This window comes from Komagataeibacter oboediens, assembly GCF_018491655.1.
GTDB lineage: Bacteria > Pseudomonadota > Alphaproteobacteria > Acetobacterales > Acetobacteraceae > Komagataeibacter > Komagataeibacter oboediens.
Genome location: NZ_JABLUU010000002.1, coordinates 99,697 through 124,702 on the forward strand (window position 1 = coordinate 99,697; position 25,006 = coordinate 124,702).

The window sequence follows — 25,006 nt, forward strand, 5'->3', positions numbered from 1 at the left end:
GGACAACATTACCACCAGTATTTAATAATAATTATCACTTACTATTATTGTCCGGATAATACCGCCTTATGCGACTGAGTGACCTGCCACGCGGAACCGACGCCGTGATCGACAGCGTTGATGACCACGGCAGCACAGACCCCGTGGCCCACAGACTGCGTGAACTCGGCTTCGTGCCGGGGGAGGCGGTGCGCGTTGTCGCGACCGCGCCACTGGGGGGGGATCCGCTGGCGGTGCGCATCGGCTTCACACGATTTGCCCTGCGCCGCACGGAAGCCGATCGCGTGAACGTCCATGCCGCGGTTGGGACACCGGCATGACCACACTCAACATCGCACTGGTCGGCAATCCGAACTGCGGCAAGACCGCGCTATTCAACCTGCTGACCGGCAGCAGGCAGAAAGTGGCCAATTACGCCGGTGCTACGGTGGAACGCAAGGAAGGCTGGTTCACCACACCCGCGGGCCATACCGTGCGCCTGCTGGACCTGCCCGGCGCATACAGCCTGAACGCCACCAGCCCCGATGAAGCCGTCACCCGCGATGTCTGCGCCGGCACCTACAAAGGGGAGGCTGCGCCCGACCTGCTGGTCTGCGTTGCGGATGCGACGAACCTGCGGCTGCACCTGCGCTTCGTGCTGGAAATGCGCAACCTTGGCCGGCCGGTGGTACTGGCACTGAACATGATCGATGCGGCCCAGCGCGGCGGCATGGAGATCGACCTGCCCCGCCTGCAGGCGGAAATCGGCATGCCGGTGGTGCCCACGGTGGGAATCAGGCGGGACGGCGCACGCAGCCTGCTGACACAGCTGGACGAAACCCTGCCCCCCGTGCCCACGCCCCTGCCCGCGGGCACCGACCTGCATGCACTGGTGCGGCAGATCCTGTCGGACTGCGTGACCCAGTCCACCCCCCTGTCCGACCGGGTGGAAGAACGGCTGGACCGATGGGTGCTGCACCCGGTCTGGGGGCCGGTCATCCTGATCGTGCTGCTGTTCTTCATGTTCCAGGCGGTTTTTTCATGGGCCCAGCCCGTCATGGACGGAATCGATGCGGGCATGGGCTGGCTGGGGCAGCAGGTCGGGCAGATGCTGCCCGATGGCGTGCTGCGCAGCCTGATCGTGGATGGCGTGATCGCGGGGGCCGGCAGCGTGGTGACGTTCCTGCCGCAGATCCTGATCCTGTTTGCATGGATACTGGCGCTGGAGGAATCGGGCTACCTGCCCCGGGCCGCGTTCCTGCTGGACCGGCTTATGTCATTCGCGGGGCTGAGCGGGCGTTCCTTCATTCCGCTGCTGTCCAGCTTTGCCTGCGCCGTGCCCGGGGTCATGGCCACGCGCACGATCCAGAACCCGCGTGACCGGCTGGTGACCATTCTGATCGCGCCGCTCATGACCTGTTCGGCCCGGCTGCCGGTCTATACGCTGCTGATCGGGGCATTCATTCCCCACCGCAACATCGCCGGATTCCTGAACCTGCAGGGGCTTGTCCTGTTCGGGCTGTATGCGCTGGGCATCATCTCCGCCGTGGTGGTGGCGCGCATACTGCGCTGGCGCAATGCCGACCGGCAGGAAGCCACCCTGCTTATGGAACTGCCTGCCTACCGCCTGCCCAACCCGCGCGACCTTGCGCTGGGGCTGTGGGAACGCGCGCGCATCTTCCTGCTACGCGTGGGCACGACCATTGTCTCGCTCACGGTGCTGTTGTGGGGCCTGTCCAGCTTTCCCGCCCCGCCGCCGGGTGCGCCTGGGCCTGCCATCGACTGGAGCCTTGCAGGCCGGATCGGCCACCTGATGCTGCCGGTCTTCGCGCCGCTGGGCTTCAACTGGCAGATCTGCGTGGCGCTGATTCCCGGGCTTGCCGCGCGTGAAGTCGCGGTGGGTGCGCTGGCCACGGTCTATTCCCTTGGCTCCGGCACGGATACCGATCAGGCGGCCATCCAGCTTGGGCAGATGCTGCCCACGCACTGGAGCATGGCGACCGCGCTGTCGCTGCTGGCGTGGTATGTCTACGCGCCACAATGCGTTGCAACGCTGGCGGTCATCCGGCGGGAGACGTCATCATGGCGCGTGGTGGCGCTTGCGGCGGGGTACCTGTTTGCCCTTGCCTATGTCGCGGCGTTCCTGACCTACCATATCGCACGGATGTTCTGATGCATTTCACGACGCTGCTGCAGACGCTGCTGGCCTGCGGGCTGGTGCTGGCGTGCGCGCTGTACTGGGCGGGACGGCTGTTTCCGGCACTGGCGCGCAAGGGCTGGCACCAGACAGGCAGCCTGCTGCGGTGGCTTCATGCCCCTGCCGCCATGACCCGCTACGCCACCCGGCGCGCCGCACCCCGTTCCGCTGGCGGATGCGGCGGATGTTCCGGCTGTCGTGGTGAAACCTGTAGCACAGACAGAAAAGCGGTCAGGTAAGTACGGGTATTTTAAACAAATGACGCGATGGATCAGTGCACCGGGATGGGTTATATAGACCATCTGGTTTTCTGTTAAATCGTGTACCATGGTTTTTGTCTATACAAATTCGGAATAAATACTATTCTATATAATATGTAATATATGTCTGCTGTTCATATGATATGCCTGCGCCCACTGCTATTACCGGCATGTCCGTCTTCCCTATAACGTCACGTCCGGCACGCCGTGTGCCTACTTGTCCCATACTGCATGCCCCACGGTCCGCATGGCTCGTGGCTGCAGGCCGTCCTTGTCCCTTTTGCGAGGTAACTCAATGTCCAAGCCTAACCTGAGCGCTGAAGTCCTGATTTCGGCACTGGAACAGGCCATAGACGCAACCGTTATTATCGATGACCAGAACCGTGTCATCTTTTTCAATAGCGCTGCGGAAAACCTGTGGGGTCTGGACAAGAAGGACGTGCTTGGCCAGAACGTGAACGTGCTGGTGCCCATGCTGCATCGCAACGGACATGACGCGTTTGTGGACCGCAGCCGATCCAGCAGCCAGAACCGTATTGTCGGCACATCGCGTGAGGTGGAGTTCACCCGCAGCGACGGGGAATACATCTGTGGCGAACTGTCCCTGTCGAAGGTCGTGACCGATAACGGACGCATCTTCTTCATGGGGGTGATGAAAAACGTCACCAACGAAAGCCAGCAGCGCAAGATCCTGATCCTGCAGAACGACGTGCTGCAGGCGCTGGCCAGCGACATGGTCATACAGGATGTGGCCGACCTGCTGTGCCGCCGGGTGGAAAGCTTCGTGCCCGGCACGGTTGCGGTGCTCATGCTCATCACGCCTGACGGGCAGCTGCGTGTCCTGTCCAGCCCCACACTGCCCAAGCGGTACCGGGCATCGCTGGAAAGCCTGTACATTTCATCGTCCGAGCTGGAGAAGCTGCGGCTTGATCCCAAATACGCCACGCGCCTGGTGTGGGACAGCTACCGCTCGCTCGGGATCTCGCTGGGGCTGCAGCAGTGTTTCTGCACGCCGGTCTGCACCCGGTCGGGTCAGGTCAAGGGCATTTTCGCCCTGTATTCGCGTGAGGACCAGGGCCGCAACACATGGCCGCAGCGCATCGTCGATTCCTGCATTCCCTTCTGTGCACTGGCGTTCGAGCAGAATGCAACGCAGGAACACATCTCCCACCTTGCCAATTTCGACAGCCTGACCGGGCTGCTCAACCGGTCCTCGGTCCACAAGGTGATCGAGAGCATGATCAACAAGCAGGATGGCAACCGCCAGTTTGCCATCTTCATGCTGGACATCGACCGCTTCCGCGACATCAACGACGCCCTGGGCCATGTCTATGCCGACCAGTTCCTGGTTGAAATCGCGGCCCGTATCCGCGCCATCGCGCTGGATGGGTATGTCATCAGCCGCTCGGGCGGGGATGAATTCGTGGTGGTGGTGCCCAACTGCCCCAACAAGGAAGCCGCCGAATTTGCCGAATGCCTGCTGACCACCATCGCCAAGCCCATGCAGATCGGGCAGAACACACTGACGATTTCCTGCTCCATCGGCATCAGCACCTATCCCGATAACGGGCCGGACAGTGAATCGCTGCTCAGCACGGCGGACGTGGCGCTGCGACAGGCCAAGGAAGACGGGCGCGGCACCTTCCGCTTCGCCAACCTTGAAAAGAACCAGGTGGCGCAGGACCGTCTGGTGCTGGGCTCCGCGCTGCGTGATTCACTGGCCAAGGGCATGCTGAACCTGCATTACCAGCCGCAGGTGCGCACGCATACGCTCGAACTCAGCGGGGTGGAAGCCCTGTCGCGCTGGCATCATCCGACGCTGGGCAACATCTATCCCTCGCGCTTTATCGCGGTGGCGGAGGAAACCGGCCAGATCGAGGCCATCGGCCGGTGGTCGCTGCTGGAGGCCTGCCGCCAGATCGTGAAATGGGACCGCGACGGCATCCATGTGCCGACCGTGGCCGTGAATCTGTCGGCGGTGCATTTCCGCAACCGCGCGCTGCCTGAACACATCGCCGCCCTGCTGAAGGACCACGACCTCAAGGCCGCGCGCCTGACGGTGGAAATCACCGAAAGCGTGATGATGGACAACAGCCGCGATACCGAGGAAGTGCTGCAGTCCATCCGCAACCTTGGCTGTGGCCTGTCGATGGATGATTTCGGGACGGGGTATTCGTCGCTGTCGCGCCTGACGCGCCTGCCGCTGACGGAAATCAAGATCGACCGCAGCTTCATCAATGATTTCGAATACGACACCAACGCGCAGGCCGTGACCATGGCCGTGATCGGCATTGGCTCGCGCCTTGGCATGACGGTCGTGACCGAAGGGGTGGAGACCGAACAGCAGCGCGAACTGCTGGAAGAACTGAACTGCGACGTGATGCAGGGCTACCTGTTCGCCAAGCCGCTGGCCCCCGACGACCTGGAAAAATGGGTACGGCAGCACAAGACGGTCAAGAAGACCCCGCCGGCCGGCGCAGCTGCCAAAACGGTTTCCGATAAGAAGAAATCGTCCTAGATTGAGTACCGGTAATTCCCCGTTTCCCGCTTCGTATCGAGGTAACAGAATGTCCGCACACCATGATAACAGGCTTCGTGCCCTAACACATGAAGATGCCGACTTCTGGGCGGACGTGGTGGATAATGTCCTGATCGTGGCGGTCACTGACCGCAAGGGGATCATTACCTACGTTAACGACAAATTCTGCCAGATCAGCCAGTACTCGCGTGAAGAACTGCTGGGCCACACCCACCGTATCCTGAATTCCGGGGAGCATAACAAGGCGTTCTTCCGCGACATGTACCGCACCCTGTATTCGGGGGAGACATGGTATGGCAACCTGTGCAACCGCGCCAAGGACGGCAGCCATTACTGGGTGGCGACCACCATTATCCCCCACAAGAACGCAAACGGGGACATAAGCGGGTTCGTGGCAACCCGTTTCGAGATTACCGAACTCATGAACACCAAGGTCCGGCTGAAAAAACAGGCCGCGACCGATGTCATGACCGGACTGCTGAACCGTGGGGGGTTCAACGCAAGCCTTGTCACCGCGGTCGAGGCCAGCAAGCGCCGTAACGCCGACCCGCAGGTACTGGTGATGTTCGACCTTGACGGCTTCAAGCCCGTCAATGACATCCATGGCCACCATGCCGGTGATGAGGTGCTCAAGACCATTGCGACGCGCCTGATCGAAGTGATCGGGCCGCAGGATGCCATAAGCCGTCTGGGCGGGGATGAGTTCGCGGTGATCCTGCATCACAGCCTGAAGCACACGCCGCTGCAGACCATCCTGAACAAGATCCAGAACCTGCTGGAAGAACCGATCATGCTGGACAGCGCCACCGTGCGCATTTCCGGCAGTATCGGCGCCACCCCCATCACCAGCGAGGACACGCTGGAGGGGCTGCAGAAAAACGCCGATGTCGCGGTCTATGCCGCCAAGCAGGCGGGTGGCAAGCAGGCACGCATGTTCACACCCAGCCTGCACAAGACCACGATGGAGCGGGCCAAGATCCTGTCGGAAGCCCGGCAGGGCGTCGTGGAAAAGCAGTTCGAGGTCTATTACCAGCCCATCCTCAACGCCCGCACCGGCAGGATCGAACAGGCGGAAGCCCTGATGCGCTGGCACCATCCCGAACGTGGACTGCTGTCCGCCGGTGCCTTCACCGATGTGTTCGCGGATTCCGCGCTGGCCCAGATCATGGAAACGCATCTGGTGCAGTCCTTCCATGATGATATCCTGAAATGGAAGGAAGCGGGTCTTCCCAGCCTGCGGCTGGCGGTCAACCTGTCGCATCTGGACCTGCTGAACCTTGAACAGCAGATCGACCTGTTCAGTGAAATCAGGCAGCTCAACCTTGATCCCGGCACTTTCATGCTGGAAGTCACCGAACAGATGCTGCAGGGACGGCGCGCGGAAAAAAGTCGCCTGCGCCTGCGCGGGCTGGCCGAAGACGGGTTCGGCCTGGCGATGGACAATTTCGGATACGGAACTGTACGCCTGTCCACCCTGCGGGAACTGCCGTTACAGTCACTGAAGCTGGACCGTTGCCTGGTTCGCAATATCGGGTCGGATACCAAGGCACGCAGCCTTCTGGCCTCGCTCATCAAACTGGGTCACGGCTACAACCTTGCCGTAACGGTGGAAGGCGTGGAAACGCAGGACGAATTCGATACGGTGCGCAAGCTGGGCGTGGATTATGTGCAGGGTTTCTTCATTTCGCCTGCGGTCTCCGCCACGGAACTGATCCGCATTACCCGCGAAGAAGCCTGGAACCCCGCGCCGACCGCATCCTGATGCCTGTGCCATTGTACTGTTAACTAAAAAGACGTTGCTGGATGCTGCCTTTTTCCAAAAAATCCGGTGTTTCCAGAAGCTTTTTGGAAAAAGCTTTACCAAAAACTTTTATTTCCTGAACAAACTCTAGAAAATTTTACGTAGTTTCAGGAAATTATAAAGTTTCTGCTTGGTAAACAAAAAACCCACCCGGCAGCAGACCTGCCGGGTGGGTTTTCTTTCAGTCACGCCAGATCAGATATGGATCGCGCGCTTGTCCACATCCAGCGCCGCTTCCTTCACCGCTTCGCTCAGCGTGGGATGGGCGTGGCAGGTGCGTGCAATATCTTCCGACGACGCGCCGAATTCGATCGCCATTGTGCATTCGGCAATCAGTTCGCCCGCCATCGGGCCGATGATATGCACACCCAGCACCTGATCGGTGGTGGAATCGGCCAGAACCTTTACAAATCCGTCCGTCATGCCGATGGCGCGCGCACGGCCATTCGCAGTGAAGGGGAATTTACCAACCTTGTAGGAAACACCCTCTTCCTTCAGGTTTTCTTCGGTCTTGCCGACGGTTGCGACTTCCGGCCAGGTGTAGACCACGGCGGGGATGGCACCATAATTGACGTGGCCTGCCTGGCCCGCCAGCAGTTCGGCCACGGCAACGCCTTCTTCCTCGGCCTTGTGCGCCAGCATCGGGCCTGCAATCACGTCACCAATGGCATAGATGCCCGGCACGCTGGTTGCGTAATGCGCATCGGTGACGATCCGGCCACGCTTGTCCAGTTCAATACCGGCTTCTTCCAGCCCGAAGCCCTTGCTGGCCGCCGTACGGCCAATGGCCAGCAGAACCACGTCGGCTTCCAGCGTTTCCGCCGTCCCGCCCTGCGCGGGTTCCACGGTCAGGGTGACACCCTTGGCGGATTTTTCCGCCTTGGTCACCTTGTGGCCCAGCTTCATCTTCAGGCCCTGCTTGGTCAGGATGCGCTGGAAGGTCTTGGCCACTTCGTTATCCGTGCCCGGCACCAGACGGTCGAGGTATTCGATGACCGTCACGTCCGCGCCCAGCCGGTGCCATACGCTGCCCAGTTCAAGCCCGATCACGCCACCGCCGATCACGACCATCTTCTTGGGAACAGCGGAGAGTTCAAGCGCGCCGGTGGAGGTGACGATCTGCTTTTCATCAACATCCACGCCCGGCAGGCCTGCGCTGTCGCTGCCGCTGGCGATCACGATATGCTTGGCCGTGACCGGCTTGCCATCAACCGTGATACGGCCCGTGCCCTCGACCTTGCCTGTGCCCTTGAGCCAGGTGATCTTGTTCTTCTTGAACAGGAACTCCACGCCCTTCACGTTGGCGTCGACCACGGACTGCTTGCGCGCCATCATCTTCGCCAGGTCCAGCTTCACGCTGTCGATGATGATGCCCATCTCGCCATACTCATCCTTGGCGGCATGGAAGTTTTCGGACTGCTGCAGCAGCGCCTTGGACGGGATACAGCCAACATTCAGACAGGTGCCCCCCAGCGTCGCGCGCTTTTCCACACATGCCACCTTGAAACCAAGCTGGGCTGCGCGGATGGCGCACACATAGCCACCGGGGCCTGCGCCGATCACGATCACATCGTAATCCGTCTCCGCCGGGGCCTCGGCGGCAGCCTTGGGCGCGGGGGCCGTGGCAGGGGCGGCGGCAGCCGGTGCAGGCTGGGCTGGCCTGGCGGCGGCGGGTGCTGCCTTCTGGCCACCCGCGCCGGGGGTCAGGGTGGTCAGTACGGTGCCGACCTCAACCTCGTCGCCTTCCTTCACGGCGTGTGCGCCCAGCACGCCAGCCTGCGGGGCGGGGACTTCCACGCTGACCTTGTCGGTTTCCAGTTCAGCGACCGGATCATCCGCGTTCACGGTATCGCCGGGCTGCTTCAGCCACTTGCTGACCGTAGCCGTGGTCACACTTTCGCCCAGCGTGGGCACCTTGATGTCGATTGTCATGTCTATTCAGTCCTGCTTGCTATGCGGTTGCGCGTAGGGGCCGCGCATGGCACGGCCCCGGCAGGCATCAGACCTGCAGCAGCAGACGGCGCGGGTCTTCCACGTTCTGCTTGACCCGCACAAGGAAGCTGACCGCTTCCTTGCCATCCACGATCCGGTGATCGTAGGTCAGGGCGATATACATCATCGGGCGGATCACGACCTGCCCGTCAACCGCCACCGGACGATCCTGGATGGCATGCATGCCAAGGATGGCCGACTGCGGCGCGTTGATGATGGGCGTGGACATGAGCGAGCCATAGATTCCGCCATTGGTGATCGAGAACGTGCCACCCGATAGTTCATCGATCTTCAGCGTACCTTCGCGTGCCTTCTTCCCGAAGCCCGCAATGGTGCTTTCGATTTCGGCAAAGCTCATCTTGTCCGCGTCGCGGATTACGGGCACGACCAGCCCGTTGGGGCCACCCACGGCAATGCCCAGGTTCACGAATTCACGGTAGATCACGTCATCGCCGTCGATTTCGGCGTTGATGGCCGGGAATTCCTGCAGGGCCGCGATCACCGCACGGCTGAAGATGGACATGAAGCCCAGCTTGGTGCCGTTGTGCTTCTTGACGAACAGATCCTTGTATTCCGCGCGCATCTGCTTGACGGCGGACATGTCCACTTCGTTGAAAGTGGTCAGCAGGGCTGCGGTGTTCTGCGCATCCTTCAGGCGACGGGCGATGGTGCGACGCAGGCGCGTCATCTTCACGCGTTCTTCACGCGGGTCGTCCTGACGGGGCGGGCGTGCGGCGGCGGCAGGCTGGGCTGCTCGCGGCTGCGACAGGAATGTCTGCACGTCACCCTTGGTGATCCGGCCATCCTTGCCGGTGCCGGTGCCGACCTGGGCTGCGGACACGCCCTGCTCGGTCATCATCTTGCGCGCGCTCGGGAAAGCCACGGCTGCGGCACCCTGTGCCGCGACATCGGACGGCGGTGTTGCCGGGCGGGCAACCGGGCCGCTGGCGGCGGGCTGGGCCTGCACGCCCGCAGGGGCGGCTTCCTTCTTCGGCGCGGGGGCGGCCGCAGGCTTGGGGGCGGCGCCACTGCCGGCCTCGATCGTGGACAGCACGGTGCCGACCTCGACTTCCTCACCCTCGGGAACCAGCAGCGGGCCAAGCACGCCAGACTGCGGCGCGGGAACTTCCACGCTGACCTTGTCGGTTTCCAGTTCCACCAACGGGTCATCTTCCTTCACGGCATCACCGGGATGCTTCAGCCATTTTGCAACGGTTGCTGTGGTAACACTTTCACCCAGTGTCGGTACCTTGATATCGGCAGACATCTTTTAATTCCCAATCCCTTTGCCGCCCTGGCGCATCGGACACGTCCGGGCGGCCTTATCGTTATTCAGGGGAACGGCCAGACCGCCGTTCCCATTTCCCTTATGCGTAACCCGTGACGGTCAGGCGCTGACACCCAGCGCCCTGTTCACCAGCGCCGTCTGCTCGGCGACATGGATCTTCGCCAGGCCCGTGGCGGGGCTTGCCGCCGCCACACGCCCGACATAGGCCGGCCGCGTGCTCTTGTGGCCAACCGATGTCAGCACGCCTTCGATCAGGCGATCGACAAAGCTCCATCCACCCATGTTTTCCGGTTCTTCCTGGCACCAGATCACCTTGGCCTGCGGATAGCGGGCCAGCTCCTCGGCCAGCATCTTTTCGGGGAAGGGATAGAACTGCTCCAGCCGAAGGATGGCGACGTTATCCAGCTTGCGCTCACGCCGTTCGGCCAGCAGGTCGTAATAGACCTTGCCCGAACAGATCACCACGCGGTCCACCTTGGCCGGGGCGGCAATCTGGTCGATTTCCCCAATCACCGGCAGGAAGCGCGTGCCCGGACCGAAATCCTTCAGTGCCGACACCGCCAGCTTGTGACGCAGCAGGGATTTCGGCGTCATGATGATCAGCGGCTTGCGGTAATCAAGGAACAGCTGGCGGCGCAGGGCGTGGTAGTAGTTGGCTGGCGTGGTCAGGTTACACACGCGCATGTTGTTTTCAGCGCAGAGCTGGAGATAACGCTCCAGACGGGCGGAGGAATGTTCCGGCCCCTGCCCTTCGTACCCATGCGGCAGCAGCATGACCAGACCGGACATGCGCAGCCACTTGGTCTCACCCGACGCGATGAACTGGTCGATGATGACCTGCGCGCCATTGGCGAAGTCACCGAACTGCGCTTCCCACAGCACCAGCGCGTTCGGGTCGGCCAGCGAATAGCCGTATTCAAACCCGAGCACACCGAATTCGGACAGCAGCGAGTTGTAGATCTCGATCGCGGCCTGGTCCTTGGCGATGTTGTTCAGCGGCACGTAGGTGTTCTGGTTGATCTGGTCGATCAGCACCGCATGACGCTGGCTGAAGGTGCCGCGCTGGCAGTCCTCGCCCGACAGGCGGACATGGTGCTTTTCCAGCAGCAGCGTGCCAAAGCCCAGCGCCTCGCCCGTAGCCCAGTCAATGCCCTCGCCCGTCTCGAACATCTTGGCCTTGGCCTTGAGCTGACGGACAATCTTGGAATTGGCGTTGAAATCATCGGGCACCTGCGCCAGCGCCGCGCCCACTTCCTTGAGCGTGTCGATCGCCACGCCGGTTTCCGGCGCGGGACGGGTTGCGTCCACCGGCGGCGGCTTCAGGCCCTTCCACGCGCCTTCCAGCCAGTCGGCCTTGTTGGGCTTGTAGCCCTGTGCCGCCTGGTAGGCTTCTTCCAGCCTGTTGTGGAAGCCGTCCCATTCGGCCGTGACCTCAGCCTCGGTCACGACACCTTCGCGCACCAGACGGTCGGAATACAGCGTGCGGATGGTCGGGCGCGCGGCAATGGCCTTGTACATGGTGGGCTGGGTGAAGGACGGCTCGTCGGACTCGTTATGGCCGTGGCGACGGTAACCCACGATGTCCAGCACCACGTCGGACGCGAACTTCTGGCGGAACTCGGCCGCAAGGCGGGAGCAGTAGATCACCGCTTCGGGCTCGTCACCATTGACGTGCAGGATCGGGGCCTGCACCGCCTTGGCCACGTCCGTGCAGTACAGACCGGAGAAGGAATGGACCGAAACGGTGGTGAAGCCGATCTGGTTGTTGACCACGACATGGATCGTGCCGCCGGTGCGGTAGCCGATCAGCTGCGACATGGCCAGCGTTTCATACACGATGCCCTGACCGGCGAACGCCGCGTCACCATGCAGCAGCAGGCCCATATGGCGACCACGCTGGTGGGGATCGTCATCATCCTGTGTCGCGCGGACCTTGCCGATCACGACCGGGTCCACCGCCTCGAGATGCGAGGGGTTGGGCTGGAGCGAGATATGGACCGGTGTGCCGCCGATCTCGACATCGGTGGAGGTGCCGAGATGGTATTTCACATCGCCCGACCCCTGCACGTCGTCCGGCTTGAAGGACGCACCGGCGAATTCACTGAAGATGGCGGTGTAGGGCTTGCGCACGATGTTGACCAGCGTGTTCAGGCGCCCGCGATGCGGCATGCCGATGGCGACCGAGCGCACGCCACCCTGTGCCGCCTGATCGATGATCGCGTGCAGCGCGGGGATGGTCACGTCCTCGCCCTCAAGGCCGAAGCGCTTGGTGCCGACATACCGCTTCTGACAGAAGGACTCGAAGCCTTCCGCTTCGGTCAGCTGCTGCAGGATGACCTTCTTCTGTTCAGGGCTTGCGCCCTTGCGCCAGTTGTCGCCTTCCAGCCGCGCCTGCACCCACATGCGCTGCTCGGGGTCCTGGATATGCATGAACTCGGCGCCGATCGGCCCGCAATAGACCGAACGCAGGGCATCAAGCACCTGATTGATGGTCGCGGTGTCGGTCCCGATCAGGCTGGCGACGGTGTGGCCAAGGTAGATCGGGCGATCAAGGTCCTTGGGGCCGAAGCCATAGGTTGCCGGGTCAAGGTCGGCATGGGGCTGGGGCACCTGCAGGCCCAGCGGGTCCAGCCGGGCCTCCAGGTGGCCACGCACGCGGAACGCACGGATCAGCTGGGTCGCGCGCAGGCTGTCATCAGCCGCGGCCCGCAGCCCTTCGGCCGTAACCCCCGCCGCCTTGCCGTTCGGCAGGGGTGCGGGTTCATCACCGGTGATGATGTGCGGACGCGGCGCCCAGGAGGCCCCTTCCGCATCATGAACGATTTCCGGACCATCCTCATGCAGTTCCTGGAACAGGGAGGCAAAGGAAGGATCGACGCTGTTGGGATCGGCCACCCAGCGCGCATACAATTCAGCCAGATAGGCCGTATTGGCGCCACTGAATGCGGTCGAAAGAATATCTACGCCCGCCATATTGAAGACATCTCCTCGCTGGCGGCCTTTTTTGGCCGCGCTATTGTCGGATCCGGCATGTCATTTTCACCGGCCCGATTTGTATCGCTACCCTAGCCGCACCCTTGCCGGGATGCCGCCATCATTCATCAGGATCAGGTCTGCTTGCCGCGCATACTGACATTTTCGTGCCTGTCCTCCGATAGCGGGGATCGGCGTGCGGAAAACGTCCATATCCGCGGCCTTTGTCCCGGCTGATGCGAACTTGCCCATACCCAAGCAAAGACCGTCCTGCTTGCCTACCGCCTGACCAGTCACACCACCGCCATAACCGTCACGATGGCGTGACCCTTTCATCCCCTGTCCGCTCCTATGCGTTCAGGTGCGGCAGCTGCATGTAGGCCGCGCTCTGCATTTCCTCCAGACGCGAGGCGGTGCGTTCGAACGCGGTGGCGCCCTGCCCCTTTGCATACAGTGCGTCCGGCCTGTCCTCGGCGGAGGCGAACAGCTTGACGTTCTGTTCGTACAGCGTGTCGATCAGGACGATGAAGCGCCGGGCCTCGTCAAAATTATCCGGCCCCATGCGCGGGACGCCATCCAGGACAAGGTTGGGAAACCGCGTGGCCAGCGCCAGGTAATCGCCAGCACCCAGCGGCCTGCCGCACAGATCGGTAAAGCTGAAGCGCGCGACCGGACCTGCCGCCTGGTCCACCTTCAGGCGGCGGCCCATGATGTCCAGCGTAACCGGCACGACCGGCGCGCCATCGGCCAGCCGGGTGAAGATCGAGTCGAGCGCCCGGCGCGCCGCATCATCGGCGGGGATGATCCATGTCTGCATTCCCCGCGCATTGCCCCGGCGGTAATCGCGCGGGGAATCGAGGATGACGGTATCCACTTCCTTGAGAATCGCGGCAATGAACGGCTTGAAGGCATCGGCGCCCGGACGGTCCTGGAACAGGTCCTCGGGTTTCGTGTTGGATGTCGCGACCACCACCACGCCATCGGCGAACAGGTAATCAAACAGGCGGCCAAGGATCATGGCGTCGGCAATGTCATTGACCTGAAATTCATCAAAGCACAGCAGCCACGCTTCCTGCGCGATCTGGCGCGCCAGCGGCGGGATGGGATCCGTCAGGTCGGGATCGGCCGCCTTCATGTCATGCAGGCGCTGGTGCACGTCCTGCATGAAGCGGTGGAAATGGACCCGGCGCTTGTGTTCCACGGGGGCGAGGCTGAAGAACAGGTCCATGAGCATGGTTTTGCCACGCCCCACCTGTCCCACCATGTAAACGCCGCGCGGACGCGGGGCCTCGGTGGCGTGGCGCCCCGACAGGCCCAGGCGCGCCTTCAGCCCGCCCAGCCAGCCCGAGGCCTGCGGCGCGTGCTGCTGGACCACCGGGTGGTAGTCACGTAGTTCACGCCACAGGCGGTCGAGCCGGCGGGCGGCCTTTTCCTGTTCCGGGTCACGATCAAGACGGCCAGAAGCCACACGGGCCTCATAGGCGGCGAGGGGGCCGGTACCTGCGGGCAACGCCGCAGCGGACGGGCGGGCGGGGGCTATGTCTGTATCCATGGTATTTCGGCGATAGTCCGTAACAAACACCCCATCAAGGGCGCAAACTCGCCAAACTGTGTCATGACAGGGGTTCTCTCCATCTGGTGAACTGAAACCAGCCAGAATGGAGAGTTTGTGATGACTGACTGGAACGCCTACCGCGCCCACCTGGGCGACTCTATCAAAGCTTTCGCGGCGCTCTCGCCCGACACCATCAAGGGACTCCAGACGCTGGATGGCGCTGCCGCGCGCACCGGAAAGCTGGATGCCAAGACACGTGAACTGATCGCGCTGGCGGTTGCCGTGACCACACGGTGCGACGGCTGCATATCCGTCCATTCCACCGCCGCGGTGAAGGCCGGGGCCACGAAAGAGGAAATTGCCGAAGCACTGGGCGTTGCCGTGGCGCTGAATGCGGGGGCGGCCACGGTCTATTCCAGCCGGGTGCTGGACGCGGTGGACACGGTCACGGCCTGATCCCCGTACGCATGCTTGCGGGGGGGGCGTGTCCGGGCCTAATCTGGAAGCCGCTTAGTGACCAGCTTGCAGGATGGCATGATCCAACCCGTCACCCCCGACTATGCGGCGCTGGAGGCAGCGCCCGTGTCCACCGCACCATTTGCGCATGTGGTGGTCCCGCATTTCATCAGGTCCGATGACCTGCATGCCCTTGCCGCAAGCCTGCCTGACATCCGCTCCGGCGGGTCCTTCCCGCCAGGGGCGCTGACGCTTTCGCCGCTTATGGCGCGGCTGGTGACGGAACTGGAAGGACCACGGCTGCGAACCCTGATCGCGCGGAAATTCGCGCTGGATCTGGATACGGCCCCCACCATGCTGACCCTGCGTGGACGCACGCGGGCCAAGGACGGACGCATCCACCGCGATTCCGCCAGCAAGCGCGTGACCGTCCTGCTGTATCTGAACGCCGGGGACGACACGGCATGGGCACGGCATGAAGGCTGCCTGCGACTGCTGCGCAACGACCATGACCTGGAGGATTTCACGGTCGAGGTTCCGCCCGTCAACGGCACGCTGCTGGTCTTCCCCAACGGGCCGGAAACATGGCATGGCCACCGGCAGTACGTCGGTCCCCGCCACACCATACAGCTGAATTACATGACCAATGATGCCAGGGCGCGCAACGAATTGCGTCGCCACCGGTTATCCGCCCTGACAAAGCGATTGCCCTGGGTGGCCTGACACGGACCCGGCCATTGTTTCGACACGGACATTGGTCATAATGATCCTGTTATCCGCCTTCACGATATGTCGAGGTTCTCAAACTCCATGCATCTGCGCAAACTTACTGCTTCCCTCCTGTCAGCCAGCCTTGCGCTGGGCATACTGGCAACGGCCGTGCCGGCTGCGCAGGCCCAGCCGTGGCATGGCGGTCCCCGTGGTGGACGTGGCGGACCGCCCCCGCCGCCGCGTGGCGGTTATTATGGCGGCCACCGTGGTGGCGGCGGCGCGGGTCTGGCCGTGGGCAGTGGCCTGGCCGGTCTTGCAGTGGGCGCCATGCTGGGCAGCACGCTGGCCGAACGCGGCGCTGCGGCACCGCCACCGGCCTACTATCCCACCCCCGCGCCGGCCCCGCCGCCGCCGGCCTATTACCCCTATGGCGGCGGTTACTGATAACCGCAGCCTTGACACATCCCACGCATATCGACACCCCTGCGAAGGAAAATATACAACATGATGTTCCGCCGGTTCCTACCCGCCGCTGCCCTGCTGATGCTGCCCGCCATGGCCATGGCCGCCGACCCGCAGCCCACCACGGGTACCCAGACAGAAGCAGGCAAGCCCAACCCGACCGCGCCACTGGCCCACACCCCGCGCGATCCCGCGCCGGAACAGGTGGAAGCCCATATCAAGGCGCTGCATGACCAGCTGGGCATTACCAAGAAGCAGGAAGCCCTGTGGGCCCCCTTTGCACAGGACATGCGCGACAACGCGCAGCGCCTGCATGATGCGATCGAGGACCGCCGGTCCAAGCTGCCCACCCTGAACGCGGTGGAAAACATGCAGTCCTATGCCGATCTGGTGATCGAGCGCGCGCGTGACATGCAGACGCTGAACACGGCGTTCGCATCGCTGTATGACAGCCTGTCCAAGAAGCAGCGCAAGCATGCCGACACCCTGTTCCGTGAGGGCGACAGCGAACACACCGCCGCACAGCAGGCCAAGGCTGCCGATGCGCAGGGAACGACCGCCGCCCCCGCGCAGTAAACGCGTCCCGCCCCGCCCACAGCATGTTGCGAGCGGGGCCAGGCCATATCCGGCTTACCTGACAGTCCCGGGCGATCCGCAACAGCCAGACGGAGCCGGTCGCAAGAAAGTTTCTGGTGAAGCTTTTTTCAGAAAGCTTCTAAGGAACGCCGCCTTTCTGAAGAAAGGCGGCAGCCGGAAACTTTTATCCTTATGAACAGGTCGTTTTCAAAAAATCTTTCAGGCGCGATCAAGCGGGTACCACGACCGTCCGTCACGATGCAGCAGGTCGTCCGCCCCGCTGGGACCTGATGTCCCGGCTTCGTATAGTTCCGGCCCCGCCGTATCCTTTGCCCATGCCTGCAGGACAGGATCGACGGCCTTCCACGCGGCCTCGATATTATCGGCACGCTGGAACAGGGTCTCGTCCCCCATCAGGCAGTCATACAGCAGGGTTTCGTACCCGACATTGGGCGATTTGGCGAACACGTCCTCGTAACGGAAACGGGCCTGCACATCGGTCAGGTCCATTTCCGGCCCCGGCTTTTTCGCACCCAGTTCCACCGTCAGCCCCTGGGCTGGCTGGATGTTGAGGATAATGCGGTTGGGGGGCAGTTCCTCCGTTTCGGTTTCACGGAACATGAGCATTGGCGGCTTGCGGAACTGCACCACAACTTCGGTCCGCCGTCCCCCCAGCGCCTTGCCGGTGCGCAGGTAGAACGGCACCCCGGCCCAGCGCCAGTTATCCACATGCAGCTTCAGCGCCACATAGGTTTCGGTATTGCTGTGCGGGGCCACGCCGGGGCTTTCGCGGTAGCCGACCATGGGTCTGCCCTCCACCGTGCCGGTTGCATACTGGCCGCGCACGGCATCCGCCGGGTCGATGGGGGTCACGGCCTCGAACAGCTGTTCCTTGGCGTTGCGCACGCTTTCGGCGTCGAAGGTATTGGGGGGCTCCATCGCCACCATGGCGAAAAGCTGGAACAGGTGGTTGGGTACCATGTCCCGCAGCGCGCCCGTGGGCTCGTAAAACGCGCCGCGCTGTTCCACGCCAATGGTCTCGGCAGCAGTGATCTCGACATGATCGACATATTCATTGCGCCACAGCGGTTCGAATATCAGATTGCCGAATCGCATGGCGAGGATGTTCTGCACCGTTTCCTTGCCAAGGAAGTGGTCGATGCGGAAGACCTGCGACTCGTCCAGTACCGACAGCACCCGGCGGTTGAGTTCCTTTGCCGAAGCCAGGTCCGAACCAAACGGCTTTTCAATCACCACGCGGCGGAAAACGCCCTCCTTCTGCGCCACCACACCGGCCTTGCCCAGTGTTTCGACCACCGTGGCGAAAAACCGCGACGGGATGGCCAGGTAGAAGATGGCGTTGCCCGGCAGCTTCGTGCCCAGCTGGCGCAGGGCGTCCGCATCACTGAAATCGGCCTGTACATACTCCAGCCGCTGCGCCAGCCAGTCCCACTGCTGTGCATTGATGCTGGCAGGATGGAATTCGGCGTTCGGGTCATGGGTGAAGGACTGCATCATGGCGGCAAGGCCGTCGCGCCATTGCGCGGTGGTGCTGTCCACGCGGTCCACGCCAATGACGCGGAAGCCGTCATCCAGCAGCCCGTTACCCACCAGATTGTACAGCGCGGGCATGAGCAGCCGCTTGGTCAGGTCCCCATGCGCCCCGAAAATGACCAGGGTGCACGCGGGGGCCCGATGGGCGCCGGGGGGCATGGTTGCGGAAATATCAGATGATAGGGCCATGATCTCTCTAACCGTTCTTGCCTGCGCCCTGTACCGGGACGGATGGCGGCGTGCCTGCCCGGTATGGCGCGATGGGCCAAGCGTGCACCCGGCACGCCGATACGGACAAGGCCTATCACCGCATGGGACGTGTCACCTTGACCTTACCCCCGATTCGGTTAGCGGTTTTGCGCGGTCCGTCCTGCTTGCGCCTTTGCTGCGCAGGCTCTAGGTGTCGGTACAGTTACGGCAATGGGTCCGTCCGCCCGGATGGACCGGCATGACAGGACAGGAAGAAGATTATGGGTTACCGCGTTGCGGTGGTGGGCGCCACCGGCGCTGTGGGGCGCGAGATCCTCAAGACTCTGGCCGAGCGCCAGTTCCCTGTGGATGAGATCGTGGCCCTGGCGTCCGCCCGTTCGGCGGGCAAGGAAGTCTCCTTTGGCGATAAGAAGGTACTGAAGGTCCAGAACCTCGAGACCTTTGACTTTACCGGCTGGGATGTCGCCCTTTTCTCCCCCGGCGGGGCGGTTTCGGCCGTGCATGCGCCGCGGGCTGCGAAAGCGGGCTGCATCGTGATCGACAACACGTCCCACTTCCGCATGGAACCGGACGTGCCGCTGGTCGTGCCCGAGGTCAATCCCAACGATGTGAAGAAGGCCAGGCGCGGCATCATTGCCAATCCCAACTGCTCCACCATCCAGATGGTGGTTGCACTCAAACCGCTGCATGACCTGTTCACAATCAAGCGCGTTGTGGTCGCCACCTACCAGGCCGTGGCCGGTGCGGGCAAAAGCGGCATGGACGAACTGTTCAACCAGTCACGCGGCAGCCTGGTGGGCGACCCGCTGAAGGCCGAACAGTTCACAAAGCAGATCGCGTTCAACTGCATTCCCCACATCGACCGGTTCATGGATGACGGCGCGACCAAGGAAGAGTGGAAGATGACGGTCGAGACCCGCAAGATCCTTGACCCCGACATTGCCGTTTTCGCCACCTGCGTGCGTGTTCCCGTGTTCATTGGCCATGCCGAGGCCATTAGCGTAGAATTTGAGGAACCCGTTGATATCAAACGCGCCCGCGAAGCCCTGCGTGAAGCGCCGGGCGTGGTGCTGCATGACAAGCGCGAGGACGGCGGATATGCGACACCGCTTGAGATCGTGGGCGAGGACGCAACCTATGTCTCGCGCCTGCGCATTGACCCGACGGTGCCCAATGGACTCGGCTTCTGGTGCGTTGCCGACAACCTGCGCAAGGGGGCTGCGCTGAACGCGGTCCAGATCGCGGAGACGATGGTCGCCCTCGACCTGCTCGGACACTGACGGGCTGCCTGCGGGGTCCCCATGGATGGCGGTGCAGCGGGGCTGTACCGCCATGTAGCCGGGGGAAGGTCTCTCAACCTCGTGTTCCGGGCGTGCGTTGACCCGGCCTTCCGTGCGGCGTAGGACCGAATTCAGACAAGGCAACGGAACAAACCGAAGCCATAACAGGGAAATTGACGAGACGACCATGCAGGATGTCCGTGATGCGCTCTATGTAGGGCAGCGAAGCGACGGAACTCTGACCAGGCGGCCTATGTCCCCACACCTCCAGGTCTACCGCTTCCGTCTTTCCATGTTCCTTTCAATCGCGAACCGCGCCGCCGGTGTCGCCGCCGCAGGCGGTTCGGCACTTGGCCTGTGCTGGATCAGCGCGGCGGCAAAGGGACCCAAATCTTTCAGCAAGGTCCAGAAGGTGACCGGCAACCCGCTGGGGCAGATGCTGCTCGCGGGGTGGGCACTGGCGCTGGTCTATCACTTCGTGGCGGGGATACGCCACCTTGTGTGGGATAGCGGCTATCGCTTTTCCAAAAAGGAAATCAACGAGGATGGCCCCGTGGCCGTGGGCGTGACGGTGGGAACCACGCTGGCGCTGGTGGCCGGTATCCTTGGTGTCGCGATCTGTCGTTCCCGCAAGAAGGCGTCCTGATCATGAGCAATCCGAAGAAACCGCATATCACGGTCATGCGCTCCCAGCTTTCGCGCGCGCGCGGACTGGGCTCGGGTCAGGCCGGTGTCGGCCACTGGTGGGCGGAACGTGCATCGGCGGTGGCCCTTGTGCCGCTGTCGGGCTGGTTCGTGATCCAGGTCTTCCGCCTTGCTGGCGCATCACAGCCGGAAGTGGCGAAGTGGGGCGCACGCCCGCTCAACACCACCATGATGCTGTCGCTGGTGATCCTGACCTTCTACCACACCCAGCTTGGGCTGCAGGTCATCATTGATGACTACGTGCACGGCAAGGCGCACCTGCCTGCGGGCCTGCTGATGAAGGGGATCGTCTTCCTTCTGGGTCTGTTCGGCACGGTTTCCGTACTGAAGCTGGCGCTGGCCGGCAGCAGCCGGGGCAGGATTGCAGCGGGCTGAAGCCCGCGCGATCGCCTGAGCAGAACATGACATTCGCGGACCGGCGGGCCGCAATACTGGCCGGCCGTCCGAACGAGCATCGGGACACGTCCAAGAAATGAACGCGACCACTTCACCACTCACCGGCTCCTACAGGATCGTTGACCACGCATATGACGTGGTTGTCGTAGGCGCTGGTGGCTCCGGCCTCCGGGCCACGCTGGGCATGGGGGCCGCTGGCCTCAAGACTGCCTGCGTGACCAAGGTTTTCCCCACACGCAGCCATACCGTCGCAGCACAGGGCGGCATTGGCGCATCGCTTGGCAACATGGCCGAGGATAACTGGCGCTGGCACATGTACGATACCGTCAAGGGATCGGACTGGCTGGGTGACCAGGACGCCATCGAATACATGTGCCGCGAGGCGGTGCCCGCCGTGCAGGAACTGGAACACATGGGTGTGCCCTTTTCCCGCACGGAAGATGGCAAGATCTACCAGCGCCCCTTTGGCGGGCACATGCGCAACTATGGCGAGGCCCCGGTGCCCCGCGCCTGCGCCGCCGCCGACCGGACGGGCCATGCCATCCTGCACACGCTGTACCAGCAGTGCCTGAAGCATAACGTCGAATTCTTTGTCGAATACTTCGCCATCGACCTGATCATGGATGACGACGGTGCCTGCCGTGGTGTCATGGCATGGTGCCTGGAAGACGGCACACTGCACCGCTTCCGCGCGCAGAAAGTCGTGCTGGCGACCGGCGGCTATGGCCGTGCGTACCATTCATGCACCTCCGCCCATACCTGCACGGGTGATGGTGGCGGCATGGCGATCCGCGCCGGTATCCCGATGCAGGACATGGAATTCGTGCAGTTCCACCCCACCGGCATCTTCCCCGCGGGCTGCCTGCTGACGGAAGGCTGCCGTGGCGAAGGCGGCTACCTGACCAATTCCGAAGGCGAGCGCTTCATGGAACGCTACGCGCCGACCGCCAAGGATCTGGCTTCGCGTGACGTGGTCTCGCGCGCCATGACCATCGAAATCAACGAAGGTCGCGGCTGTGGTCCGGAAAAGAACTACATCATGCTGCACCTCGAGCATCTTGGTCCCGAGATCCTGCATGAACGCCTGCCCGGCATTTCGGAAACGGCGCGCATCTTTGCCGGGATCGACGTGACCAAGGAACCCGTGCCGGTGCTGCCGACAGTGCATTACAACATGGGCGGCATCCCCACCAACTACCATGGCGAGGTCATCCGCCCCACGGCTGATGATGTCGATGCGGTGGTGCCCGGCCTTATGGCGGTGGGTGAAGCGGCGTGCGTGTCCGTGCATGGCGCGAACCGCCTTGGCACCAACTCGCTGCTTGACCTTGTGGTGTTTGGCCGTGCCGCCGCCCAGCGCGCCGCCGCTACCATCAAGAGCGAGGAAGTCATCCCGCCACTGCCCGAAGGGGCCGGTGATGCCGCAATCGCGCGCTTCGACCGCCTGCGCTACGCCAAGGGCAAGACCCATGTGGCCGACATGCGCAGCAAGCTGCAGCGCACCATGCAGAAGCATGCCGCCGTGTTCCGTAACACCGAAAGCCTTGCGCAGGGTGTGGAGAAGATCAAGGAAATCTGGTCGGAAATTCCCGATATCTCGATCAACGACCGTTCGCTGATCTGGAACAGCGACCTTATGGAAGCGCTGGAGTTCGAGAACCTGCTGGCCAACGCCACCGTCACCATGGCGGGTGCCGACGCACGTCACGAAAGCCGTGGCGCGCAGGCGCATGACGACTATCCCGACCGTGACGACAAGAACTGGATGAAGCACACCGTCGCCCACATGACCGACAAGGGCGATGTCACGCTAAGCTACCGCCCCGTGCACATGAAAACGCTGACCAACGATGTGCAGGTCTTCCCCCCCAAGAAGCGCGTCTACTGACGTAACGGCGGAAAAGGAACGAGACGATGGTCGAATTCAGGCTGCCAAAGAACAGCACGGTGGGCAAGGGCCGCATTTTCACCGCCGCCCCCGGCGCCACCAATGTCAAGAACTTCCGGATCTATCGCTGGAGCCCGGACGATGACAAGAACCCCGTGGTCGATACCTACGAAATTGATCTGGACAAGATCGGGCCGATGGTGCTCGACGCGCTTATCCATATCAAGAACGATGTCGACTCCACCCTGACCTTCCGGCGTTCATGCCGTGAAGGGATCTGCGGGTCATGCGCGATGAACATCGCTGGCGAGAACACGCTGGCGTGCCTCAAGCCCATCCGGGATATCGAGGGTGACATCGCGATCTATCCGCTGCCGCACATGCCGGTCATCAAGGATCTGGTGCCCGACCTGGATGGTGCGTATGCCCAGCTGCGCTCGATTGATCCGTGGCTGAAATCCGACACGCTGCCGCCACCGGATTCCGAACGCCGCCAGAGCATCGAGGAACGTGCCGAGCTGGATGGCATGTGGGAGTGCATCCTGTGCTTCTGCTGCTCCACGTCGTGTCCGTCCTACTGGTGGAATGGCGACCGCTACCTTGGTCCGGCAACGCTGCTGGCGGCCTATCGCTGGATTGCCGACAGCCGGGACGAACATGCGGGCGACCGTCTGGATGCACTGGAAGATCCGCTGAAGCTGTATGCCTGCCGCACGATCATGAACTGCACCCAGACCTGCCCCAAGGGCCTGAACCCCGCCAAGGCGATTGGCCGGATCAAGGAACTGCAGCTGGAACGCAAGGCGTAACAGCCGGTCACTTTCATTCGTGATTGACGCAGAAGGCGCTGGATGTGAAAAATCCAGCGCCTTTTTCGTCTCCACCCGTTTGAAAGGACAAGGCTGGTGTTTGAGGGAAACCTGTCCACCCCCGCCGGCCGAAGCCGTGCCTGGATCGACAGCCTGTTCGTTGACCATGCAATCCTGCGGCAGACATGGACCAACTTCCGCGTGGTCATTCCCGGCCATGTCTATCGCTGCAACCATCCCACGCCGTGGCGGCTGCGGCTGGCCACCCGTCGCTACGGGCTGAAAACGCTGGTCAACCTGCGCGGGCACCGTCAGTGCGGGTCCGATGCCCTGTCACGCGAAGCCGCCCACAAGATCGGGCTGACCCATATCGACATGGCGTTCGAAAGCCGCAATGCCCCCCACAGGGACCGCATTGAACGGTTTGAGCGGATTTACCGCGACATCCGCTTTCCCATGCTCATGCACTGCAAGTCGGGTGCCGACCGCACGGGACTGGCCGCGGGGCTTGTCATCCTGTTCGAAGGGGGGACGGCGCAACAGGCGCTGCGCCAGCTTTCATGGAAGAACGGACATTTCAACAGTTCACGCACTGGCGTGCTTGATGCCTTCTTCCTGCGTTACGCGGCCGAGGCGGAAGGCCGCCTCCCCTTCATGGACTGGGTGCGCACGGAATATGACGAAGACCGCCTGCGCGCGGATTTCCGCGCCGGGAAAATCGCATCATTCATGACCGATCAGGTACTCAGGCGGGAATAGCCCGCCCGCTACGACGATGCCCCCATGGAGCGGACAAGGTCCAGCACGCGGCGACGGGTGCCACTGTCCTCGATCCCGTAATATGCGCGCACCAGTTCAATGGTTTCACGACGCGAAAGCAGGGCAAGGTCATCCTGCGCCACCGTGGGCAGCGCGGATGACAGTGTAGGGGCCTCGGGCTCGGCCATGCCATCGACAGTGTCTGTTACGGGCCGGTCCGTCGTATCGACATGCGCAGGCAGGCCCGCGAAAAAAAATCCGACCGGTACATCCAGCACGCACGACAGATCATACAGACGCGACGCACCCACGCGGTTACGCCCGCGTTCGTAGTTCTGCACCTGCTGGAATGTCAGACCCAAGGCATTCCCCAACCGTTCCTGTGACATACCCAGCAGTGTACGACGCAGGCGGATACGGTTCCCGACATGGACATCTACCGGATTGGACGTAGCGGACATTTTCCCCGTCACAATAATGGTCTTACCTTCCCTACCTGCTATCTCCAGACCGGCTGGAAATTAAAATACGCCAGCCATTCACGGTGGGCGTTAAGATTTTTTAAATCAACTACAGCTACAATAAATCCGTTATTGACCCGAATTTCCAGAGTACC

The 25,006-nt window shown here is 62.5% G+C and carries 21 protein-coding genes; 15 read left to right on the forward strand and 6 right to left on the reverse strand.

Translation table 11 applies throughout. The features are described 5' to 3' along the window. Positions 1–68: 68 nt before the first annotated feature. From HNO79_RS02395 to HNO79_RS02415, 5 genes are all read left to right on the forward strand, one after another. Positions 69–320: a FeoA family protein gene (locus tag HNO79_RS02395; RefSeq protein WP_010514220.1), complete on the forward strand. Its 252-nt coding sequence runs from the start codon at positions 69–71 to the stop codon at positions 318–320. Further along, on the forward strand, positions 317–2,152 hold the full coding sequence (gene feoB, locus HNO79_RS02400) for a ferrous iron transport protein B (RefSeq protein ID WP_214165396.1): 1,836 nt from the start codon (positions 317–319) through the stop codon (positions 2,150–2,152). Before HNO79_RS02395 ends, feoB begins: the two co-directional genes overlap by 4 nt. Beyond that, positions 2,152–2,415, forward strand: coding sequence for a DUF6587 family protein (locus tag HNO79_RS02405; protein WP_010514223.1), 264 nt, complete (start codon positions 2,152–2,154; stop codon positions 2,413–2,415). The genes feoB and HNO79_RS02405 overlap by 1 nt, the downstream gene beginning before the upstream one ends. A 316-nt stretch (positions 2,416–2,731) precedes the next feature. Next, positions 2,732–4,954: an EAL domain-containing protein gene (locus tag HNO79_RS02410; RefSeq protein ID WP_214176800.1), complete on the forward strand. Its 2,223-nt coding sequence runs from the start codon at positions 2,732–2,734 to the stop codon at positions 4,952–4,954. Positions 4,955–5,003: 49 nt separating this feature from the next. Beyond that, positions 5,004–6,737 (forward strand): putative bifunctional diguanylate cyclase/phosphodiesterase, encoded by a 1,734-nt coding sequence (locus HNO79_RS02415; RefSeq protein WP_048857293.1) that lies wholly within the window; start codon positions 5,004–5,006, stop codon positions 6,735–6,737. A gap of 234 nt (positions 6,738–6,971) precedes the next feature. Here the strand turns inward: HNO79_RS02415 and lpdA are convergent, their stop codons facing one another. The 4 genes from lpdA to zapE form a co-directional block, all read right to left on the reverse strand. Next, positions 6,972–8,708 carry a dihydrolipoyl dehydrogenase gene (gene lpdA / locus HNO79_RS02420; RefSeq protein WP_214164628.1) on the reverse strand — a complete coding sequence of 579 codons (1,737 nt, stop codon included), beginning with the start codon at positions 8,706–8,708 and terminating at the stop codon, positions 6,972–6,974. A gap of 67 nt (positions 8,709–8,775) precedes the next feature. After that, positions 8,776–10,035: a 2-oxoglutarate dehydrogenase complex dihydrolipoyllysine-residue succinyltransferase gene (gene odhB, locus HNO79_RS02425; protein ID WP_010514781.1), complete on the reverse strand. Its 1,260-nt coding sequence runs from the start codon at positions 10,033–10,035 to the stop codon at positions 8,776–8,778. Positions 10,036–10,155: 120 nt separating this feature from the next. Further along, positions 10,156–13,029: a 2-oxoglutarate dehydrogenase E1 component gene (locus HNO79_RS02430; protein WP_048857291.1), complete on the reverse strand. Its 2,874-nt coding sequence runs from the start codon at positions 13,027–13,029 to the stop codon at positions 10,156–10,158. A gap of 349 nt (positions 13,030–13,378) precedes the next feature. After that, a complete protein-coding gene (gene zapE, locus HNO79_RS02435) occupies positions 13,379–14,581 on the reverse strand; it encodes a cell division protein ZapE (protein ID WP_214164629.1) in 1,203 nt (400 codons plus the stop codon). Positions 14,582–14,701: 120 nt separating this feature from the next. Between zapE and HNO79_RS02440 the strand changes: the two genes are divergently transcribed. The 4 genes from HNO79_RS02440 to HNO79_RS02455 all read left to right on the forward strand — a co-directional run bounded on the left by HNO79_RS02440 (position 14,702) and on the right by HNO79_RS02455 (position 16,789). Then, entirely contained in the window at positions 14,702–15,040 is a 339-nt protein-coding gene (locus tag HNO79_RS02440; protein WP_010514774.1) for a carboxymuconolactone decarboxylase family protein, read from the forward strand. A 78-nt stretch (positions 15,041–15,118) separates the two neighbouring features. After that, entirely contained in the window at positions 15,119–15,763 is a 645-nt protein-coding gene (locus HNO79_RS02445) for a 2OG-Fe(II) oxygenase (RefSeq protein WP_214164711.1), read from the forward strand. 87 nt (positions 15,764–15,850) lie between these two features. After that, a complete protein-coding gene (locus HNO79_RS02450) occupies positions 15,851–16,195 on the forward strand; it encodes a hypothetical protein (RefSeq protein WP_048857290.1) in 345 nt (114 codons plus the stop codon). Positions 16,196–16,255: 60 nt separating this feature from the next. Further along, on the forward strand, positions 16,256–16,789 hold the full coding sequence (locus HNO79_RS02455; protein WP_200410246.1) for a Spy/CpxP family protein refolding chaperone: 534 nt from the start codon (positions 16,256–16,258) through the stop codon (positions 16,787–16,789). Between the two features lie 219 nt (positions 16,790–17,008). Here HNO79_RS02455 and zwf read toward each other — a convergent pair whose 3' ends face one another. Then, complete coding sequence (gene zwf / locus HNO79_RS02460; RefSeq protein WP_214164630.1) at positions 17,009–18,532, reverse strand: glucose-6-phosphate dehydrogenase; 1,524 nt, start codon at positions 18,530–18,532, stop codon at positions 17,009–17,011. Positions 18,533–18,813: 281 nt separating this feature from the next. Between zwf and HNO79_RS02465 the strand changes: the two genes are divergently transcribed. From HNO79_RS02465 to HNO79_RS02490, 6 genes are all read left to right on the forward strand, one after another. Beyond that, positions 18,814–19,833 (forward strand): aspartate-semialdehyde dehydrogenase, encoded by a 1,020-nt coding sequence (locus HNO79_RS02465; RefSeq protein ID WP_010514768.1) that lies wholly within the window; start codon positions 18,814–18,816, stop codon positions 19,831–19,833. Positions 19,834–20,086: 253 nt separating this feature from the next. Continuing rightward, positions 20,087–20,479, forward strand: coding sequence for a succinate dehydrogenase, cytochrome b556 subunit (gene sdhC, locus HNO79_RS02470; protein ID WP_010514767.1), 393 nt, complete (start codon positions 20,087–20,089; stop codon positions 20,477–20,479). 2 nt (positions 20,480–20,481) lie between these two features. Beyond that, positions 20,482–20,913 (forward strand): succinate dehydrogenase, hydrophobic membrane anchor protein, encoded by a 432-nt coding sequence (gene sdhD / locus HNO79_RS02475; RefSeq protein ID WP_010514766.1) that lies wholly within the window; start codon positions 20,482–20,484, stop codon positions 20,911–20,913. A 97-nt stretch (positions 20,914–21,010) separates the two neighbouring features. Then, entirely contained in the window at positions 21,011–22,822 is a 1,812-nt protein-coding gene (sdhA, locus tag HNO79_RS02480) for a succinate dehydrogenase flavoprotein subunit (protein WP_010514765.1), read from the forward strand. A gap of 26 nt (positions 22,823–22,848) precedes the next feature. Then, positions 22,849–23,631: a succinate dehydrogenase iron-sulfur subunit gene (locus HNO79_RS02485; protein WP_010509197.1), complete on the forward strand. Its 783-nt coding sequence runs from the start codon at positions 22,849–22,851 to the stop codon at positions 23,629–23,631. Between the two features lie 96 nt (positions 23,632–23,727). After that, positions 23,728–24,390 carry a tyrosine-protein phosphatase gene (locus tag HNO79_RS02490; RefSeq protein WP_214164631.1) on the forward strand — a complete coding sequence of 221 codons (663 nt, stop codon included), beginning with the start codon at positions 23,728–23,730 and terminating at the stop codon, positions 24,388–24,390. A gap of 8 nt (positions 24,391–24,398) precedes the next feature. Here the strand turns inward: HNO79_RS02490 and HNO79_RS02495 are convergent, their stop codons facing one another. After that, a complete protein-coding gene (locus HNO79_RS02495) occupies positions 24,399–24,851 on the reverse strand; it encodes a helix-turn-helix domain-containing protein (protein WP_214164632.1) in 453 nt (150 codons plus the stop codon). Between the last annotated feature and the right edge of the window lie 155 nt (positions 24,852–25,006).